This is a genomic window from Nocardia caishijiensis NBRC 108228, from assembly GCF_001612825.1.
GTDB lineage: Bacteria > Actinomycetota > Actinomycetes > Mycobacteriales > Mycobacteriaceae > Nocardia > Nocardia caishijiensis.
Genome location: NZ_BDBE01000031.1, coordinates 16,950 through 32,108 on the forward strand (window position 1 = coordinate 16,950; position 15,159 = coordinate 32,108).

The 15,159-nt window shown below is 68.2% G+C and carries 13 protein-coding genes; 7 read left to right on the plus strand and 6 right to left on the minus strand.

Annotation, left to right across the window (positions count from 1 at the left end; genetic code table 11):
- Positions 1–4: 4 nt before the first annotated feature.
- Complete coding sequence (locus NC7_RS15935) at positions 5–1,741, plus strand: alpha/beta fold hydrolase (protein WP_067983827.1); 1,737 nt, start codon at positions 5–7, stop codon at positions 1,739–1,741.
- On the opposite strand, the gene NC7_RS15940 is transcribed toward NC7_RS15935, so the two are convergent.
- Together NC7_RS15940 and glnA are read right to left on the minus strand one after the other, a co-directional pair.
- A complete protein-coding gene (locus NC7_RS15940; protein ID WP_067984093.1) occupies positions 1,711–3,360 on the minus strand; it encodes a CocE/NonD family hydrolase in 1,650 nt (549 codons plus the stop codon). The two genes, NC7_RS15935 and NC7_RS15940, sit on opposite strands and share 31 nt — an antisense overlap.
- Positions 3,361–3,493: 133 nt before the next feature.
- On the minus strand, positions 3,494–4,930 hold the full coding sequence (glnA, locus tag NC7_RS15945; RefSeq protein ID WP_067983829.1) for a type I glutamate--ammonia ligase: 1,437 nt from the start codon (positions 4,928–4,930) through the stop codon (positions 3,494–3,496).
- Between the two features lie 252 nt (positions 4,931–5,182).
- On the opposite strand from glnA, the gene NC7_RS15950 reads away from it, so the two are divergent.
- The gene (locus NC7_RS15950) at positions 5,183–5,635 is read left to right on the plus strand and encodes an RDD family protein (RefSeq protein ID WP_067983831.1); all 453 of its coding nucleotides are present in this window, start codon (positions 5,183–5,185) and stop codon (positions 5,633–5,635) included.
- Positions 5,636–5,675: 40 nt separating this feature from the next.
- On the plus strand, positions 5,676–6,059 hold the full coding sequence (locus NC7_RS15955) for a YrdB family protein (protein WP_236573530.1): 384 nt from the start codon (positions 5,676–5,678) through the stop codon (positions 6,057–6,059).
- Between the two features lie 52 nt (positions 6,060–6,111).
- Here NC7_RS15955 and NC7_RS15960 read toward each other — a convergent pair whose 3' ends face one another.
- Positions 6,112–6,858, minus strand: coding sequence for a DUF4191 domain-containing protein (locus tag NC7_RS15960; protein WP_067983835.1), 747 nt, complete (start codon positions 6,856–6,858; stop codon positions 6,112–6,114).
- Positions 6,859–6,958: 100 nt separating this feature from the next.
- On the opposite strand from NC7_RS15960, the gene NC7_RS15965 reads away from it, so the two are divergent.
- The 3 genes from NC7_RS15965 to NC7_RS15975 are packed head-to-tail and all read left to right on the plus strand — an operon-like array spanning position 6,959 to position 9,732.
- Positions 6,959–8,416, plus strand: a complete 1,458-nt coding sequence (locus NC7_RS15965; protein WP_236573532.1) for a M20/M25/M40 family metallo-hydrolase — start codon at positions 6,959–6,961, stop codon at positions 8,414–8,416.
- Complete coding sequence (locus NC7_RS15970; RefSeq protein ID WP_067983837.1) at positions 8,413–9,246, plus strand: alpha/beta hydrolase; 834 nt, start codon at positions 8,413–8,415, stop codon at positions 9,244–9,246. The genes NC7_RS15965 and NC7_RS15970 overlap by 4 nt, the downstream gene beginning before the upstream one ends.
- 24 nt (positions 9,247–9,270) lie before the next feature.
- Entirely contained in the window at positions 9,271–9,732 is a 462-nt protein-coding gene (locus NC7_RS15975; protein ID WP_067983839.1) for a 6,7-dimethyl-8-ribityllumazine synthase, read from the plus strand.
- Here the strand turns inward: NC7_RS15975 and NC7_RS15980 are convergent, their stop codons facing one another.
- Positions 9,733–11,181: a neutral zinc metallopeptidase gene (locus NC7_RS15980; protein ID WP_067983841.1), complete on the minus strand. Its 1,449-nt coding sequence runs from the start codon at positions 11,179–11,181 to the stop codon at positions 9,733–9,735.
- Positions 11,182–11,256: 75 nt separating this feature from the next.
- A complete protein-coding gene (locus NC7_RS15985; RefSeq protein ID WP_084458534.1) occupies positions 11,257–12,207 on the minus strand; it encodes an endonuclease/exonuclease/phosphatase family protein in 951 nt (316 codons plus the stop codon).
- A 93-nt stretch (positions 12,208–12,300) separates the two neighbouring features.
- Here NC7_RS15985 and NC7_RS15990 point away from each other — a divergent pair, with 93 nt between their 5' ends.
- Complete coding sequence (locus tag NC7_RS15990; RefSeq protein ID WP_157102032.1) at positions 12,301–12,558, plus strand: hypothetical protein; 258 nt, start codon at positions 12,301–12,303, stop codon at positions 12,556–12,558.
- Here NC7_RS15990 and NC7_RS15995 read toward each other — a convergent pair.
- The gene (locus NC7_RS15995; protein ID WP_067983847.1) at positions 12,555–15,068 is read right to left on the minus strand and encodes a GmrSD restriction endonuclease domain-containing protein; all 2,514 of its coding nucleotides are present in this window, start codon (positions 15,066–15,068) and stop codon (positions 12,555–12,557) included. The genes NC7_RS15990 and NC7_RS15995 overlap by 4 nt on opposite strands.
- Between the last annotated feature and the right edge of the window lie 91 nt (positions 15,069–15,159).

Consider the following 15,159-nt stretch of genomic DNA (forward strand, 5'->3'; position numbering starts at 1 on the left):
CAACATGGTTCACACCGATTCGATCGTTTTCGGGGCGGCCGGGTTCATCGGCCGCTCACTGGTCGCGGAATTGCTGCGGACGGGCCACACCGTCACGGCCGCCCTGCGCGCGGGCAGTGAACACCGCCTGACCACCTGGCTGGCCGGGCAGGACGTCGACACCACCGGCTTGACGATCACCACCACCGACATCGCCGAACCCGATCTGGCCCTGGGCGATTCGATCGAGGGCGTGCGCGATGTGTACAACGCCGCCGCGCTGATGAAGTTCGGTCTCGATCCCGACGTGGCGCGGCGGGTCAATCTCGACGGCGCGCTGCACGTGCTGGAATGGGCGGCGCGGCAACCGGATCTGCGCCGAATCGTGCACATCACCGGATACCGTGCCGAGGCCGGGCACACCGACTACCGCGCGGGCGCCTACGAGGCGTCGAAGGTCGAGGCCGACGGTCTGCTGCGACAAGTGGCGGCGGACAGGAACATTCCGCTAACGTCCGCCAATCCGTCGGGCGTGGTCGGACCGGGTCAGTACTTCGGGCTCTCCGATCTGATCGACATGCTGTGGCGTGGCACGTTGCCTGTACTGACCGGGTCGGCCGATACGTTCATTCCGGTCGTCGACCTGGACTACCTCACCCGCTTCATCGTCGGCCTGCCCACCCTGCCCGACACCGTCGGCCGCTCCTACCCGGTCCTCGACGCCACGACCCCGAACCTTCCCGAACTGATCCGGCTGGTCGCCGAGCACTTGGGGGTCCGGGCACCGCGATTCACCGTTCCCGCCGAGTTGCTGCTTCGCCTGCCACGGGCGCTTACGAAAATCGACCCCGAGACGCTGTCGTTCATCAGCAGCGACCGATACGACACCTCCGCCAGCGACGAGGTCGCCGCACGGCTGGGAATATCCCAGCCACCGGTCGGTGACCTGCTGCGGGCTTACGCCGACCGGGTCGTCGGCACGCGCAACGGCACCGTGGAGGTGGCGAGGCCCGCCGGGTTCCGCGCGGGCACCTGGTCGAGTGGTGACCACACCGCGCCCGATCATGTGCTGCTGCACGGCATTCCGCTCGACAGTGATTCGTGGGCCGATCTCGCCGACGCGCTGGACGGTTCCGTCCTCGCCGCCGATCTGCCCGGACTCGGCCGTTCCGCCGCATCGGGGAAATCGACGGCCGACTGGATCGAGGAGTTGCTCGCGCCGGTCCGCGGCACGCCCGTGCTCGTGGGACATTCGCTCGGCACCGGTGCCGCCGTCGAGTACGCGCTGCGCCACCCGGATCGGGTGTCACGGCTGGTGCTGATCGCCCCCTGGTTCCTCCAGTCGCAGCTGCCGTGGCTGACCGCGTCACCCCTGGCCGCCGCCGTCGCGAAGCGGCTTCCGGCAGCGAGATTCGCCGCGCGCCTCGGTATTCCGAACGGTGCGGCGATCGAATCTGCCGTGGCCGGGCTGCGGCGTCCGGGGGTGGCTCGGCGTACGTTCGCGATCATGCGGTCGGTTCGCACGGACCGCTACCGCGCCGAGCTGGCCGCGAAACTCGCCGAGGTGAAGGTTCCGGTCGACATCGTCGTCGGCGCCGACGACCCGCTGACCCAGCCGACCACCCACCGCGTCACCACCGTCGCCGGTGCCGGACACTATCCGCAGCTGACCCATCCCGATCAGGTCGTCCGCGTGATCCTCGGCTCGGAGAAGCCTGTCGCCGGGCGACTTCAAGCGGGAAGTTCGACTCGGACAGCCTGATCGTTCAGCAGCGCCTGGCCGAGTTCGACGGTTTCGGCACCGCGCCAACGGGCGTGCCAGGTCGGCACACCGCCGGGGAGGTTCGGTTCGCGTGCGACGGTGAGCAACGGAAGGTCCACGCGCGCCGCGTCGACGGTGACGCGCGCGTTGGTCGGGGTGTGCGACCACACGTCGTCCACCACATCGGTGATGCGTACACCCAGCCGATGCCCGACCGTCAGACGCGCGTCCTGCCACAGCAACCGGACCTGGGTTTCGGGACGAACCGGGGCGATCCCTCGGCTCATCACCGTCGCCCGGCCGTCGGGTGCGATGTCGTAGAGCTCCAGCGCGACGGTCGCCTCGGGCGGGCCGGACAGAGTCAGGGTCGCGGTCGGGCGGCCCGCCAGGTGCACCGGCTGGGTGACCGGGTCCGAAATGGACCAGATCTCCCGGTCGGCGCCGGGCAGCACACCTCGATCGACGTAGGTTCCGGTCCGCAACTGGACCGTTGTCCGCCGGGTGTCGACCGGTGGCCAGACGTCCTCGCCGCGCCAACCACCGTCGAACTGACCAACGGTGACCGGCGGGCCGGGAACCTCCACCTCGGCACCGGCCACGTGCCGGTCCAGGAACGCGAACAGTTCGGCGCCGAAGTGCGGTGTGCCGCACTTCTCCCGGCAGTCGGAGTGCCCCCACTGCCCGAACCAGGCACGATGCTCGCCGGGGCCCCGCGCTTCCCAGACCTCGATGATCCGATCGGCGCGGGTGTTGGCGTCGAGGAAACCCTGGCCGAGGAACAGGGGCGTGGTGTTGCCGCGCAGGTCATCGACCATGTCCCGGTCGCGCCAACCCGGATCGGCGCCGTCGTGGTTCATGGTGAGCCCGAGATAGCTGTCGGCACACGCCTGGGTCATCTGCACGGCGTTGGCCTTGTACTCGTCACTGTCGGCCCAGTGTCCGGGGGTCGACGCGATGGCCAGGTGCTCGCCGCCCGCCATGTCGGCGGGGCGCACACCGTCCTCGGTGAGCGGTTTGCCGCCGAACTTCCACGAGGTGCCCTGCATGTACAGGTACGAGTACGGGTCGACGACCGGGGCGAACGCCGCCACCGCCGCGAGCCCCTTCGGTTTCTCGGCCAGTGCCATCATCCCGGTCCAACCCTCGTACGAGGTGCCGACCATGCCTACCCGGCCGGTCGACCACGGCCTGCTCGCCGCCCATTCGACCGCGGCCGCCACATCCGAGCGCTCCCCCTGCCCGCCGTAGTCCGGGCAGCCGTTGGACCCGCCGAAACCGCGCAGATCGACGATCACGTACGTGTACCCGGCCCGCAGGGCCAATTCGACCGGCAGGTTCTCCGTCGACGGGCCACCACCCGGCCTCGGCACGCTCAGGTACGCCAGGTGCGCGCGATACGGGCTCACCGTCAGCAGCACCGGGGTGCGGGCGTCAGTCGCCAGCCCGGCGGGCCGCAACACGTCCGCGTGCAACCGGGTTCCGTCGGCGGCGGTCAGATACTCCTGGGTCCAACTGAACTCGACCCCGATCGGCTCCTCCGCCGATACGGGCGCCGTAGCCACGCCGAACACCAACGCCACGCCGACCACTGCCCGCGCCACCACAACACCCCATCGCACCCGAGCACTATGACCGCTGCGGCCCACCACGTCCAGCCCCGACATCCGGGGGCGTCACCCACACGCCGAACGCCCGCCCCACGAAACCGTGGGACGGGCGTTCGGTAGTTGCCACCGAGAATCCGGCTGCGACTTACACGTCGTAGTACAGCTCGAATTCGTACGGGTGCGGGCGCAGGTTCACCGGCGCGATCTCGTTGTCGCGCTTGAGCTGGATCCAGGTCTCGATCAGGTCCTCGGTGAAGACGTTGCCCTCGGTGAGGTAGTCGTGATCGTTCTCCAGGCGGTCGATGACCGCGGACAGGCTGGTGGGGGCCTGCGGGATGTTCTTGGCCTCCTCGGGCGGCAGCTCGTAGAGGTCCTTGTCGACCGGAGCCAGCGGCTCGATCTTGTTCTTGATGCCGTCCAGACCGGCCATCATCATGGCGGCGAAGGCCAGGTACGGGTTACCCGAGGAGTCCGGCGCGCGGAACTCGATGCGCTTGGCCTTCGGGTTGTTGCCGGTGACCGGGATGCGGACCGCGGCCGAGCGGTTGCGCTGCGAGTACACCAGGTTGATGGGGGCCTCGTAGCCCGGCACCAGACGGTGGTACGAGTTGATGGTCGGGTTGGTGAACGCCAGCAGCGACGGGGCGTGGTGCAGGATGCCGCCGATGTAGTGACGCGCCAGATCCGAGAGGCCACCGTAACCGGCCTCGTCGTGGAACAGCGGCTTGCCGTCCTTCCACAGCGACTGGTGCACGTGCATGCCCGAGCCGTTGTCACCGAAGAGGGGCTTCGGCATGAAGGTGACGGACTTGCCTTCCTGCCACGCGGTGTTCTTCACGATGTACTTGAACAGCTGCAGGTCGTCCGCGGCCGACAGCAGGGTGCCGAACTTGTAGTTGATCTCGGCCTGACCGGCGGTGCCGACCTCGTGGTGGCCGCGCTCGAGCTCGAAGCCCGCGTTCTGCAGGTTGGTCGAGATCTTGTCGCGCAGGTCGACGTAGTGGTCGTACGGGGCGACGGGGAAGTAGCCACCCTTGTTACGGACCTTGTAACCCAGGTTGCGCGAACCGTCCGGGTTGAACTCGTTGCCGGTGTTCCACGAACCCGAGACGGACTCGATCTCGTAGAACGAGCCGTTCATGCCCGAGCCGTAGCGGATGCCGTCGAAGATGTAGAACTCGGCCTCGGCACCGAAGTAGGCGGTGTCGGCGATGCCGGTCGAACGCAGGTACTCCTCCGCCTTGCGCGCGATGTTGCGCGGGTCGCGGGAGTAGGCCTCACGGGTGAACGGGTCGTGCACGAAGAAGTTCAGGTTGAGCGTCTTCGCGGCACGGAACGGGTCGATCCGGGCGGTGCTGTAATCGGGCAGCAGCAGCATGTCGGACTCGTCGATGGACTGGAAGCCACGCACCGAGGAGCCGTCGAACGCCAGACCCTCTTCGGCCAGGTCGGCGGTGAACGCCTTGGCCGGGATCGAGAAGTGCTGCTGGACGCCGGGAAGATCCGAGAAACGGATATCGACGTATTCGATGTCCTGTTCCTTGATGTACTGGATGACCTCTTCGGCCGTGCTGAACGTCACTTGTTCTCCTTACGGATCGGTTCCCAGCCCGTCACGATGCGTGGGTTCGTCGCGACCTGACGTTATGGAGGCGGTGTTTCCCTACAGTCAAGCCTGTGTTTCGCCAGTGTTACGCGCATGCCGGCGACGGTGATGTCTGCCATCCGGGCGCGACCTGCACGCCCAATCCTGCCATCTCCATCGCCGTGCGCTCACGTGACCTCCGTCAATGCGGTCGTGAGCCTGCCCTGACCCGGCTCTATCCTTGCACTCATGGCGCGCATCACCGGCACATGGCTCTCGGGCAATCCCACCGACGGCGACGACGAGATCGCGGGTTACCCCGGCGAGCTCTACGGGCTGCCCCGCGAGGGTGCGGGATCGCTGGCGCCGACGTGGCGGCGGGTGGTCGCGCTGTTCGTCGACTGGTTCATCGCGGTGGGCATCGCGGCGGTCATCACCCGGAGTTTCGCGTCGTCGTCGGTGCCGCTGCTGGTGTGGTTCGTGATCGGTGTGCTCGCGGTGACGCTGTTCGGTTTCACCCCCGGCCAGTACTTCCTTCGCCTCCGGGTCGCCCGCATCGACGCGCCCGTGCCGGTCGGATTCGTGCGCGCGCTGGCCAGGCAGGTGCTGGTGTTCTTCGTGGTGCCCGCCCTGTTCACCGATGCCGACGGTCGCGGCATGCACGATCAGGCCACCGGTACCGCCCTGGTCAACGCTCGCTGATCGAGCGCGCCTCGGCGGGGCGCGGCCATAGGATCATGTCGTGTCATTGAATCCGGCGATGCTTGCCGTCCGTTTCCTGCTCGAATTGGTCGCCATCACCTCGTTCGGGGTGTTCGGCTGGCGCGCCTTCGATTCCCCATGGCGATATCTGCTCGTCGGGGTACTTCCGGTCGCGGCGGCTGTGCTGTGGGGGACGTTCGCCGTCCCCGACGATCCGAGCCGCAGTGGTGCCGCGCCGGTGCCGGTCCCCGGGCCGGTGCGTCTCGGCGTCGAGTTCGCGGTGCTGTTCGGCGGGGCGGCGGCGCTGTGGGCGGCCGCTCTGCCTCGATGGGCGCTGATCTCGGCGGCGGTCGTCGTCGCCTACCAGCTACTTGCCTACGACCGCGTCCTGTGGCTGGTGACCGGCCGCACCTCCCACGCCTGAAAAGCGGCGAGCCCGCCACCTCGGCGGGTGACGGGCTCGCGACGGGTTTCGATCAGCGGCGACGGATGGCGCGCTGCATGCCCTTCATCTTCGCGCCGGGGGGCATCGGGCCCTTCGGCATCGCGGGACCGCCGCTGCGCGAACTCAGGGCCGAGAGCCTGCCCTCGATCTGGTCGATCCGCTTGACATCGATGTTGCGGGGCAACTTGGTGAGGAACTTCTGCAGATCCTTGAGCGGAGTCTGACCTTCCTCGTTGCCGACGATCACCTCGTAGATGGGGGTGTCACCGATGAGGCGCGCGGTGCGCTTCTTCTCCTGCGCGACGAGCGACTTGACCCGCTGCGGCGAACCCTCGGCGACGAAGACGACGCCAGGCAGACCGATCACGCGGTGCACCGCGTCGAGCTGGGTGGTCGCGGCCACGCCGTTGGACACCCGCCACTTGCCCTGCAGGTTCTCCAGCACCCACGCCGCCGCGCCCGCCTGACCCTCGGCCTTGCGATAGACGTTCTTCTGCACGCGTCGCCCGAAGATGATGAAGGCGAACAGCACGCCGAGCAGCAGACCGAGCGGCAGCAGGAACCACTGCATGTCGAAGATCAGGCCGATGACGAAGAACACCACCGTCGTGGCCACCAGTGCGCCGATCATCAGCGGCAGCAGCGCCTTGTCTTCCTTGCGCTGCATGTTGAACGCCTGCCACAACTGCTGACGACGTTCGCGTGATGCCTGCTTACGGGCCGCTTTAGCCGCGGCCTTGGCTTCCTTCGACGGCTTGCCGCCCTTGCCTCCTGCCATGGTGTTCAGCTTAGATGCACGCTCCCGCGCCGGTCGGACCGCATGACACTCGCGACGATTCATCGCGCTTTCGGCCGCGTGTCCGGCGACAATGGCGCAGGTGCGCCCGATCACCGACCCCAGTCCCCAGTCCCCCGTCACCGCCGGTGCCGACGACGAGGCGGCCGAACGGCTGGCCGCGGCCCTGCGTTGCGCGACGGTCTCGACCGACGATCCCGCCCGCAGCGCCGACGCCGAGTTCGCCCGCTTGGCCGACCACCTCGAGACCGCCTTCCCGCTGTCCCACGCCGAGCTCGAACTCACCACGTTCGGCCACAGCAGGCTCTACCGCTGGGCCGGACCCGACGAGGGGGTGTCGGCGATTCTGCTGGCCCATCAAGACGTCGTCCCGGCCGACGACCCGCAGCGCTGGACGCACCCGCCGTTCGCCGGTGTGGTCGATGACGAGTTCATCTGGGGCCGGGGCGCGATCGATGACAAGAGCCGCGTGCTGGCCGTCCTGGAAGCCGTCGAGTGGGCGCTGCGCAGCGGGGTCCGTCCCCGCCGCACGGTCTACCTGGCCTTCGGGCACGACGAGGAGGTGTTCGGCGACGGTGGCGCGGTGCGCATGGCCGAGCACCTGCGCGGGCTGGGTGTGCGGGCCGATCTGCTGCTCGACGAAGGTGGTGTCATCACCGACGGCGTCGCCGACGGCGTCGACCGGCCGGTCGCCAGCATCATGCTCGGCGAGAAGGGCTACGCGACGGTGCGCCTGGCGGTGACCGAGACCGGCGGACACTCCTCGATGCCCGGGCGTCAGACCGCGGTCGGCCGGTTGGCTCGCGCCGTGGCCCGGGTGCAGGATCGGCCGATGCCGTTGCGGCTGACGCCGGTGATCGCCGACATGCTCGCCCGGATGCGCGTCGCCCTGCCGGGACCACGCCGTCGACTGCTCGGGCTCACCGATTCCGAGGTGCTGTCGCGGCTCGCGGCACCGCTGCTCACCCGGATCATGGCGCTGGCCCCCAGCACGGAAGCGCTGGTGCGAACGACGACGGCGCCGACGGTGATCACGGGCGGTGTGAAGGCCAACGTGCTGCCGCAGAGCGCGGAGGCACTGGTGAATTTCCGGATCCTGCCCGGTGATTCGGTGGCGGCGGTCCTCGCGCACTGCCGCCGCGTGATCGGCGACGATGCCGTGCGGGTCGAACTCGTCGGACCCACGTCCGAACCGTCCCGCGTGGATGGTCCGGGGCCCGCCTACGAGCTGATCGCCGAACTCGCCACCGGCCTCGTGCCCGGCATCGTCACCACCACCGGCCTGGTGCCGGGGGCCACCGATTCGCGCCACTACGACGACTTGGTCGATACGCGCTGTAATTTCGCGCCGATTGTGCTCGACGCCAAAGACCTGGAACGGATACACGGAACCGACGAGCGGATCTCCCGGCTCAACTACGCTCGGCTGATCGAATTCAATCGGCGCCTGATCCAGCGGCTCGCCGCACCGAGCGACCGGCCCGAACAGGTCGCGTCCGCCGGACGGACAGCGCCCGAGCCGACAGGAACGCAGCAATGACCACCGAGACCGGTGAATTCGCGGGCAACGGCGGGCGGATCGCCTGGCGCGCATGGAAACCCGAGGCACCGCGTGCGGTGGTGACACTCGTCCACGGTGTGGCCGAACATTCCGGACGCTACGACCACGTCGGCGCCGCCCTGGCCGAGGCGGGGTTCGCGGTGTACGCCCTCGATCATGTCGGGCACGGGCGGTCGGAGGGTCACCGGGCCAATATCGGTTCGATGGACGCCGCCGCCGACAACGTGGCGACGCTGCTCGAACTCGCGAGCGCCGCGTACCCCGGCCTGCCGCGCTTCCTGCTCGGGCATTCGATGGGCAGTCTCGTCGTGCTGCACCTGGTCACCCGCTCCCCCGCCGACGTCACGGGTGTGGTGGTGTCCGCGCCGCCGCTCGACATTCCGCTCGGCAACCCGGTGCAGCGGGCCGTTGCTCCGCTGCTCACTCGATTCACCCCGAATCTCGGTGTGCTCAAACTGGATTCGTCCGGGATCAGCCGTGATCCCGAGGTGGTCCGCACCTACGACAACGATCCGCTGGTGTTCCGGGGCAAGCTGCCCGCCCGCACCGCGGTGGAGATCCTGCGCCACACCGAACTGGTCAAGCAGCGCCTCGGATCGCTGCGCGCACCGCTGCTCGTGCTGCACGGCACCGGGGACGTGATCGCCGCGCCGTCCAGCGCCGATGTCCTCGAACGCGACGCCGGTTCGACCGACAAGACCGTGCGCCGCTATGCGGGCTACTACCACGAGGTCTTCAACGAACCGGAGCGCGACGAGGTGATCGGCGACGTCGTCGACTGGCTCACGGCCCATATTACCGACGAGTAATTTATCGCCTAGTAGACTCCGACCATGGGAAACACCACTTCCGGCGCCGTCGCCTTCGTCCGCGCCAGCTGGCACAGTTCCATCGTCACCAAGGCGCACGAGGGCTTCCTCGCCGAGTACGCCGGTCTGGGATTCGACCCGGCCGCCGTCGAGGTGTTCGACGTGCCGGGCGCCTTCGAGATCCCGCTGCACGCCAAGCGCCTGGCCGCCACCGGCCGCTACGAGGCCGTCGTCGCGGCCGCCCTTGTCGTCGACGGCGGCATCTACCGCCACGACTTCGTCGCCTCGGCGGTGATCGACGGCCTGATGCGCGTGCAGCTCGACACCGATGTGCCGGTGTTCTCGGTGGTGCTCACGCCGCATCACTTCCACGAACACAGCGAGCACGTGGACTACTACACCAACCACTTCGTGACGAAGGGAGCCGAGGCTGCCCGCGCGGTGGCGAACACCCTCAGCTCCCTTCGGTCGCTGCCGGTTTCCTGATTACCCGAACTGAGTCCAGCAGACCTGCTCGCCCTGGAGCACGCCGGTGCGGAATGCCTCGAGGCGCTGGTATCCGCTCGGCACCACCTTGCCGTCGACATCGCTGGCGGCCAGGCCGTCGGCGAGCAGGCCGGACACCGCTTCGTCGAGGTCGCCCGCCGACAGACGCGGATCGCTACCCGGCTCACTGAGTTTCGTGGTGAGCGCACCCGACAGGCACGCCGTGCGAAGGCCAGCGGTGGCCGCCCCGGTCAGCGAGACCTTCCGATCCTGTTGCAGGGCAAGGGCGTAGCGGGAGACGAAGACCACCGCCGCGTTGTAGTCGCCGGTGACGACCGCCGACAGCGGTTCCTCCTTCCCGCTCGCGCCTTCCCCTGCCCGCTTCGCCATCGCGGGCACGTCGGTGCCGATGGTGTTGGACGACGGGCAGTACGAGACCGGTTCGGTCGTGGTGGTCTTCGCACAGTCGCGGGTGACACCCTTGTAGTCGAACTTCGGCGCGTTCCGCACCGGCATCGACTTGCCGAGCTGGGTGGCGAGCGTGCTGAGCGTGTCCTGGTTCACGGGCAACTGCTTGTCGCGCTCGTCCTCTTCGAAGGTGACCGGCAGGCCCTCGCGGCGCTTGGCGATCTCCTCCTTGTCGATGGCCTTGCACGACTGGGCGCCCTCGGTGTACCCCATCTGCACCGCGGTGACCCGCTCGAACGCCGACCCGTGGATGGCGTCGGGGTCGTTGGGGTCACGGTCGCGCACGGCGACGGTCGCACCGAGGACACCGTTGAGGCCGTCGGTGGTGTTGAGGGTGAAGTGCTTGGAATTGCCCTCCGCCACATGGCGGAGGAACACACCGGCCAGGCAGTCGGCCTGCTGTTCCTTCACCAGGCCGTCCATCAGGAAGCCGCGCAGCAGGTCGGCCTGGGCTTGGATGGCGTGCCCGTACTCGTGGGCAAGCACCATCACCACCGACATCTCCTTGTACTTGTTCACCAGCAGCGGCAACAGCACCTCACGGTCCCAGCCGATGGTGTGGTTGAGCGGGCAGTACGCGGCGTTGACCAGCTTGTAGGTGCTGCCGAAACAGAACTCCACCGACTCGGCCTCCGAGGCTCGCGCCGACCAGGAGATGTACTTCGAGGCGGGCTTGAAATCGCCACGGAAGGTCTTGGAATACTCCCCCTGCCAATACTCTTCGATATCGGCGATCGCGTTCATCGCGAGCTTGTCGATGGCACCGTTGTCGGTGTTCTCGGCCTTCTTGTCGGTGTCGGGCACACCCGGTCGGGGGCCGCTCGGTCCCTCGCTCGAGGTCGCGCCCGCCACCTCCCACGGGTTGTCCTGTGTCGGCACCGGCTGCTCGGTGGTCACGGTGTTCGCCGAACAACCGGTCACCAGTAGGCCCACACTCATCAATGCCGCGGCCACGGCCACGCCGAACCGATGTCTTCTCATGCGCTGTCCTCCCCGGGTATGACACGGACGCGAACGCCTCCGCTGTCGAGCGCTCCACATGGTAATCCAGAAGTGTCAGCGGTCCATTCGGAGCGTGGCGAGCACGGCACGGTGGTCGGTGCCCGGAAGAGTCAGTGTGCGAACGTCTTCGGCGACGCCACCCGCGACGAGCACGTAGTCGATGCCGATCACCGGACCCCACCGCCGGTCGGCGGGGTAGGTGAGCAGGATGCCGTCGCCGGTCTGGTCGGCCGCCGAGGCGAACGGGCCGTCGAGCAGCGCCCGGAAGGCCGAGTGATTCTGGGTCGCGTTGAAATCCGCGCCGACGATCGCCGGAGTCGTTGTCGCGGCGAGGATCTCGTCGACGCGACGCATCTCGTTCGACCACGCGGCGAAGTCGAGGTTCGGCGGCATCGGATGGAAGGCGAACACCGCGATCGGGCCGCGCCGCGGGTGCTCCATCGTCGCGCCGAGGTTGCTCATCACGAACCCGTCGAATTTCTTCGTCTCGCGCAAGGGATACCGGCTGTAGATGCCGGTACCACCGCCGCCCGCGTGGGCGGCTTCGAGATAGACGTGCGGGAGCTGCTCCTCCAGACCCGCCGCCCGCAGCGCCGTGATCGCGTCGAAGGTCAGCTCGTCCACAGTGAGCACGTCGACGGCGTTGTCGCGCACGGTCGAGACGACCGCCCTCGGATCCGCCTTGCCGAACAGGATGTTCGACTGCAGCACAACCACTTCCGGCCCGTCGGCCGCGCGGGCCTCGGGAATGTAGGACGGCAGGACCAACGCGCCGACCCCGACCAGCACCGCCGCCCCGACCCCGGCGCTGCGCCAACCGCGCGCGAGCAACAACAACACCACACCGATCACGGCACCGAGCATCAACCACATCGCCCCCGAGGCCAACAAGACCAACGACCGCTGCTGCCAGTCGCCGATGTGCAACACGATCCCGGCCACCGCCGCGATCACTGCGCCCCACCCCAGGACGAGCAGCGCTCGATCCATCCATTTACGCATCATGCGAGCAGCCTAAGCTTGCCCGTCCCCGACCTCGCTGTGGCGCCTCTGAGGATTCTCTGAGGGGCCTACACTGGCCCCGAGAAGGAGGTGGCCGTGTACATCGAGCAATTCAGCGCCGCCGGGCAGCTCACCGACCAGGCCGTCGAGGAGCTGATGACCGTCGCGACCAGCCGTACCCCCGCCATCACCCTGACCGTCGGTGCGCGGACCGTGCAGTTGCCGGTCCTGCCCGTCTGCTGGCCGGAACTGGCCGTCGGCGCGGGCACTCCCGTCACCGTGGAGACCACCGACCCGAACGCCCTGCGGGAGTTCGTCACGACCTTCCAGCGGGTGACCGCCGCGCGCGACTAGAGCGGCATCCCCGCTTCGATCCAGTTGTAGGCCTGGATCTTTCGCGAAGCCGGGTCGTTGACGACCTGGTTGATGAGGTCGTTGATCTGATCGGTCGACAGCGGGTAACCGTAGTGTTCGGCCGCGCCCGCGGAGGCCCACAGCGACGCGAACAGACCCGGCCCGCCCAGGACGTGGGTGAGCGCGTTGGCGACCTCGTCGACGGTATCGATGACGCCGTGCACCAGGGCGATGGCGATGTCCTCGTCGCCGGGCACCGCGCCTGGCGCCAGCGCACCGGAACGCACCGCCCGATGGGCGAGCCACTCACGCGGGATCAACGGCTCGGGACCGATCGCGTCACCGAGGTAGTAGCGCCATTCGCCGGGATTGCCCTGGTCGAAGGCATGGATGTAGAACGTGCGGGTGAGCGCCCACAGCGCGATGTAACGCAACGCGACCTGTTCAGGGCTCAATTCCGCGTCGGGGCCGTTCGCCCGATCCTGCTCGAGCAGCGACCAGGAGTAGGTGAACCAGACCAGCTCGGAGTTGCCGACCCAGGTGGCGGGCAGCCGCTCGGCCAGCGCGGCCACGTCGGCGGCCGGTCCCTCGAAGCCGGGCGCACCCGAGGCCTCGGCGCGCAGGTTGTCCACGTAGCCGCGCAGCGCGTCGACGGAGGTGAACACCGCGTAGCCCAGCTGGGAGAAGCGGGTCAGGTCGGCATCGGCCGGTTCCAGCAGCAACACCACGGGCATCCCGACGCCGGGCTGCAGGCCCTCGGGCCAGAACGCCTCGGCGACAGCGAGTTCACGGCCGGTGATCGGATCGGAGACCTCGCTGTCGAGCAACGGGAAACCGAAGCCGTCGGCGACGAGGTCGTCGACGAGGGCGTTCACCTGGTCGACGGCCGGGTCGCCAACCGTGACACCGGCGACGCCGACCGACAGCAGCGTCGGCCGATGCAGGTTGCCTGTGCGCAGCTTCTCCAGGAACGTGTCGGCCGCGCGCGACAGCTGCAGGCGCCGTGCCCGCAGGAATTCGCGATAGTTCTCCACCCGCCACAGCGCGGGATCGGTGGGAATCCACTGCGAGGCGAGCACACCCGGGTTGCGCCGCTCCATCTCGGCGAAGTAGTCGGCGGGCTCGCGCTCGCCCAATTCCGCCTCCGAACCAGGGCTCAGAAAGCAGAAGTTGGCGATCGCGTTGATCTCGTTGCGTTCGTAGCCGTATTCGCGCAGCAGGGTTTTGGGGAACAGGTAGTGCACCTGCACCGGAGTGCGGTCGCCGACCTGTTCGATGCCGAGCTCGGTCCCGGTGCCGAGATCGCGCGAGCCGTCGACGCGGGTGAGCAGATACAGCAGCGGGTAGAAACGCGACCCTCGGGTGGCGCCGCCGAAATCGTCGGCGCACAGGTCGAGCGAACCGCCACGCAGTCGTTCCAGGGAGGCGATCAGCGCGTCGACACCGCCGCGTTCGAGGGTCTCGTAGTCCTGCTGCAGGAAGGTCTCGGTCGAGCCGCTGAAGCGGCCCCACAGGGCCGAATGGATGTACCAGTAGAGCACTCGGTCGCGGTGCAGGTCGTTGTCGAACCGGCCGCCGTTGAGGAACAGCAGCCGGGTGACGACCGGAATCGCGTAGCGCCCCATCAGGACCCGGTCGTGGTCGAGGCCGAGCCTGCCCGCGACGGTGTCGAGGAAGGTGTCGACCTGGCGGGCCGACTCGCTCAGCGCGAGTTCGAATTCGGCGGGTTCGAGATCACCGAGCGCGTCGAAGTGCGAGCGGCCGTTGCCCACCGCGATCACATTGCGCAGCAACCAGTCGAGGGTGAAGGTGTAGCCGTCCTTGTCCCAGCGGATCAGGTGATCGCGCAGATTGCCCCGCGCCTGCGGCCACTGCGCGCACAGGGTGGCCAGGGCCAGGTCGCCCTTGGACAGTTTGGTGCCACCGGAGTTCACCCGGTTGAAGATGTCGACCACCTCGTCGACCGTGCGGTCCGAACCGGTGATGGTCTCGACGTTGAACTCGCGGTGGGTGATCTCGCGCAGCTTGTTCAACCGGTCCAGATACACCGCGAGGGTTTCCGGCGACTCGTCGGGAAACCGGGACATGTAGTGCATCGGGCCGAGCGCGAACAGCTCGGTGACGTCGATCCAGGCCGGGCTGGTGTCGCGGCCGGGCACCTGGAACTCGAAAAGCTCACGCTCGACATCGAAATGGAGGCCGGTGAACGCGATGGCGTCGCCCTCGAAGAACGACGGCGCCTTCCCCCGCACGATGCCGTAGAGGGTGGTGATGCGCTGCTGCCCGTCGAGCAGCAGTTGTCGCAGCCCCGATCCGGTGGCCGTGCCGCGCACCGCGATGTCGTCGGATCCGGTCTCCCACACCAGCAACCCACCGACCGGGTATCCCAGGTACAGCGACCGCATGAGCCCACGCACCTGATCGCGGTTCCACACGTAGCCGCGCTGGAACTCCGGCAGCAGCACGGCGCCGGAATCGATCTGGTCGAGCAGGGTGGACAGACGTGTCACGACAGCCTTTCGATCGCGTTCCTCCTAGCGGCGAACCGCCCCATCGTCGCACGGATCGTACCGACAGGCTCCGACATCCCAGCGCCCGAAC